Origin of the sequence: Pseudoalteromonas sp. S1650 (assembly GCF_005887195.1) — a bacterium.
GTDB lineage: Bacteria > Pseudomonadota > Gammaproteobacteria > Enterobacterales > Alteromonadaceae > Pseudoalteromonas > Pseudoalteromonas simplex.
The window spans coordinates 1-2,503 of the sequence record NZ_PNDF01000105.1; the positions used below are offsets into that span (position 1 = coordinate 1).

Genomic DNA, 2,503 nt, shown 5'->3' on the forward strand with positions numbered 1-2,503 from the left:
GTAAGCGTAACTAATAGCACACATTAACGGTAATTGGTTTTCTCGGGTGGATCAATTTTGTTGACCATTTAACCGGCCAAGTAATTGGCGCTAGGGCTGATCAGTTTTACTCCGTTGCCGCCGTATTAACGCTTAATGAGATATTCCAAGGTAGCAGATGGTCCAGATCATCGCCATCGCTTATCAGTGGCAATTGCTTGAACAGAGCCATGAGGTAATCCACCGGCATGAGGCCGTTGGCTTTGGCGGTTTCAACCACGCTATAGAGTATGGCGCTGGCTTGTGCACCACCGCGTGATTTTGAGAACAGCCAAGCTTTGCGGCCAATAACGAACGGTTTAATGGCGCGTTCTGCACGATTGTTGTCGATAGCGACAGCACCGTTGGCTAAATATACCTGTAACTTGCTCCATTGCCCGAGCGTGTAATGAATGGCTTTACCGAGCAGCGACTGGTTATTGACGCTAAGTGCTGACTTGTCGAGCCAGTCTTTAAGTTTATTCATGATTGGCAGCGACAGCTCTTGCCGGGCTGCATGCTTGGCTTCAATGGTGTAGTCGCGAATGCGCTGTTCAATACCATAGAGCTTTTGGATAAAACTCAACGCTTGGTCAGCTTTACCGGTTTTATTTTTGCCTTGTACGGCCTTGGCTTCAATAAACTTACGCCGTGCATGCGCCCAACAACCAGCAAGCTGTGCATCGGTTTTCTCATAGCCTTGATAACCGTCCACTTGCAACGGGCCTTGGTAGCCTTGCAAAAAGTGAACTGGATGTGAGCTGCCACGACCATCTTGGTAGTCGTACAAAACGATATTGGGTGATCCGTCGGGTTTAGGTTTGTCGGTGCCACAACCATACACCCACATGTAACACTTGGATTTATCGACATCGAGCACGTTCACCGTCGTCTCATCCGCCCACAGCATCGGTTGCTCAAGTAGTATGTCATGCATTCGCTGGTATATCGGCCTGAGCTTTTCACTCACTTTTAAGAGCCAACGGCTCATGGTTTGGCGATTCAGTTCAATACCGAACTGCTTAAATAAGGCTTCTTGGCGATAAAGCGGTAAGCCAAACTGGAACTTGGCGCTGATAATTTGTGCAAGTAAGCTTGGGCTGGCAATGCTCTTTGGTAAAATGCTTAGCGGCACCGGTGCGATTTTAATGGTCGTTTCAGTGCCGTGCTTTTCACATAAGCGGCAGCTGTATTTCGGCCGCACGTGGCGCAGCACTTTAATGGTCGCCGGAATAAATTCAAGCTCTTCGCTGGTTTCTTCACCCATACGGTGCAAGTCATGGCCACAGCAATCGCAGACTTTATCTTCGTCAGGAATATCGTGAAGCACGTCTTCACGCGGCAATGAAGCATCAATGCTTGGCCGGCGTGTTTTCTTACGCGTGTAAGTAATGGTTGCGTCAGCGGCGATTTCATCTACTTCAGGTTCAAGCAATGCTTCAAGTTCGTTAAACAACGAGCCTTGACCAGGTAAACTTTCCGTACTCGCGGCAAAGCGCTTTTGTAGCGATAATTGCCATTGCTCCATCATGTGGCGTAGCTTTTGCTGTAACCCTTGATTTTCAGATTGCAGTTTGAGAACCATTTTTTTCAGGCTCTCAACATCATCTGGGAGTGGCTTTTTATCGTGTGTTTTCATGGGGCACATTATACCCCATCTACCTGCTGTAATCCGCTATTTTAAAGGGTTCTCTTAGACCGATTGGTGTTCGATCATCAGCTGTTATGCAGGATCCTTATAAGGCAATTTAGGATCATATTGTGCTGCTAAAATGCAGCGGTTGATGGCCTTTCATGAGCGTAATATCAAGGCCTTCAAGTAGCCATTGCCACTGTTGTGGTGACAGGTTTAACACACTACCGTTGAGCTTACGCGGCCATTTAAACTTGTTTTTCTCAAGGCGTTTGTACCACAAGCAAAAACCGGTTTTATCCCAGTACAGTGCTTTGACTTTGTCGCGCTGGCGATTACAAAATACAAACAGCGCACCGCTAAACACCGGCAGCTCCATTTCGGCTTCGACAATGGCACTGAGGCCATTGATACTTTTCCGAAAATCAACCGGCTGCTTATACAAATAAATCGCCGAAGGTTCTACGAACATTTTCATGCAGCAAGCGACTTCACTAACTGCGCCAACCAATGTGGCTCAACGTGCAGCGGCAAGGTAAGTGCTAGGCCGCCATAATTTAGCGTCAGTGAATGATGGTTCGTCTGCATCACTTGTTGCGCTTGCACAAAACCGTTATCGTTTTGTTCGAGCAGCTCACGACGACGCTTGCTAAAGTATGCTGGGTTTAAATCTCGTTCTGTACAAAATGCTGCTTGGGTTTGACCGCTTTGCTCAAATGCTTCGAACAGCTCAAGCCACTGAGCATGGCTGCGATGGGTACGACTCATAAATCACCTCGTTAGTTGAAACGTGGTGATAAATTAGGCCATCTGCAAAAACATGCCTAGGTGTGGTTGCTGTTACGGTTACAG

At 47.5% G+C, this 2,503-nt stretch carries 3 protein-coding genes; all 3 read right to left on the reverse strand.

Annotated features, from left to right (window positions below; all coding sequences use genetic code 11):
• Window positions 1-106: 106 nt before the first annotated feature.
• The 3 genes from tnpC to tnpA all read right to left on the reverse strand — a co-directional run bounded on the left by tnpC (window position 107) and on the right by tnpA (window position 2,419).
• Window positions 107-1,657, reverse strand: coding sequence for an IS66 family transposase (tnpC, locus tag CWB80_RS21255; protein WP_055022510.1), 1,551 nt, complete (start codon window positions 1,655-1,657; stop codon window positions 107-109).
• A gap of 115 nt (window positions 1,658-1,772) precedes the next feature.
• Entirely contained in the window at window positions 1,773-2,129 is a 357-nt protein-coding gene (tnpB, locus tag CWB80_RS21260) for an IS66 family insertion sequence element accessory protein TnpB (RefSeq protein ID WP_055022509.1), read from the reverse strand.
• Window positions 2,126-2,419 (reverse strand): IS66 family insertion sequence element accessory protein TnpA, encoded by a 294-nt coding sequence (gene tnpA, locus CWB80_RS21265; RefSeq protein ID WP_055022508.1) that lies wholly within the window; start codon window positions 2,417-2,419, stop codon window positions 2,126-2,128. The genes tnpB and tnpA overlap by 4 nt, the downstream gene beginning before the upstream one ends.
• Window positions 2,420-2,503: the final 84 nt, after the last annotated feature.